Raw genomic sequence first — 1,787 nt, 5'->3', positions numbered from 1 at the left:
ACGGTCACGCTGCCGTCGCTGAGGCCGGAAATGACGCTGGCCGGTACGCCCACGCTCCAGTTGCCCGCCGCGTCCAGCACGGTGGTGTAGCTCTGGCCGCCAATCGTTACGGTGACCTTATCGCCCGCCGCCGCGCCGGTGGCAATGCCGCTGATGATTTGTGCCTGGCCGTGTTCTGCGATGTTAATGACGTCATCGCCCGCGATGGTGCTGATGGTCACCTGAGGCACGGTCACGTCCACCGTCAGATTGTGATCAACCGACGCCGGGTTACCCGCCTTGTCGCTGACCGATGCGGTAACGGTCACGCTGCCGTCGGCTAAACCTGCCAAATCCGCTGCCGGGACGTTCAGCGTCCAGTTACCGTCTGAACCGACCGTTGCGGTGTAGTCCTTGCCGTTCAGGCTCACGGTCACCGTCTGGCCCGCTTCCGCGGTGCTGGTGCCGGAAACGGTCAGGTCGGCCTGTGCTTCTGCCGCATTAAGAATGTCGTCCGTCGCCAGGGTGTTGATGGTCACGGACGGCGCGGTGGCGTCCACGCTGTACTCGCGACCCGCCGACGCGCTGTTGCCATTGACGTTGGTAACGCTCACCTGCACGCTGGCGTCGCCGTCTTTCAGACCGGCCAGATCCGCCGCTGGCACGGTAGCGGTCCAGTTGCCATCGGCATCGACCTGCGCAGTATAGATTTTACCGCCCATGCTCAGGGTGACGGTCTGCCCGGCTTCCACGTTGGTGGTGGCGCCAGAGAGCACCAGATCCAGGCCCTTCTCCGCCGCGTTAATCACGTCGTCGGTGGCAATGGCATTGATGCTGATGGCCACCGTTGCCAGATCCACGGTGACATCATGGCTGATGGTAATTGGGTTACCCGCCGTGCTGTCGCCGGTGACGCTGATCTTCACGGTGCCTTCCGGCCACGTGCTCACGTCCGCCGCCGGGACCGCCGCGCTCCAGGTGCCGTCCGCCAGCACCGTTGCGGAATAGTCTTTCCCGTTGACGGTCACGGTCAGTGCGGTGCCTGGGGTCAGCCCGTCGCTGGAGCCGGTGATAATCAGGTTCTGGTTGTGCTCAATGGTGTTGATCACATCATCGCCCGCCACGGTGTCCACACGCAGGCCCGGCAGGTTGGCGTCGATGGTGATGTCACGTTCGCCCGTACCGGTGTTGCCGTGGCCGTTGGTGACGGTCGCGCTCACGCTCAGACTGCCGTTGCCGAGCGCGGTCAGAACGTCGGACGGCACGCTTACGGACCAGCTCAGATCGCTCTGCAACGTCGCGGTGTAGCTGTTGCCGCCAATCGTCACGGTTACGGTGTTGCCCGCTTCGGCATTCGCCACGGTGCCGCTGATGGTCTGGCCTGCCGCCACTTCCGCCGCGTTAATCACGTTGTCGCCCGCCACGGTGTTGATGGTGACGGTTGGCAGCGCAGTGTCGACCAGCAGGTTCGCACTGTTGCTCACGCTGTTGCCCACGCCGTTGGTGGCGGTCGCGTTCAGGGTGTAGTTCGCCTGACCCAGACCCGCCAGATCGGCGGCCGGAACCGTCAGGCTCCAGGTACCGTCTGCCGCCGTGGTGGCCGTGTAGTTTTTACCGTTCAGGGTCACGGTCACCACGGTGCCTTCTGCCAGGTTGGCGCTGGTGCCGCTGACGTTCAGATCCTGGCCTTTCTCCACCGCGTTCAGGACGTTGTCATCGCTGATGGCGTTGAAATTAACCGATGGCAGACCGGTATCCACGGTCACACTATGGGTGCCGGTGCCGGTATTGCCCGCCGCGTCAGTGAC

Annotated in this window: 1 protein-coding gene; it reads right to left on the bottom strand. The window is 64.0% G+C overall.

Translation table 11 applies throughout. The features are described from left to right. The coding region (locus ACOTX3_RS25965; protein WP_421634999.1) for an Ig-like domain-containing protein at positions 1 to 1,787 on the bottom strand (1,787 nt) is incomplete at both ends.

Origin of the sequence: Enterobacter cloacae complex sp. IR5384 (assembly GCF_049237265.1) — a bacterium.
GTDB lineage: Bacteria > Pseudomonadota > Gammaproteobacteria > Enterobacterales > Enterobacteriaceae > Enterobacter > Enterobacter cloacae.
The sequence above is the reverse complement of the archived record's forward strand: the minus strand, read 5'-3'. Positions and strand labels throughout refer to the sequence as shown.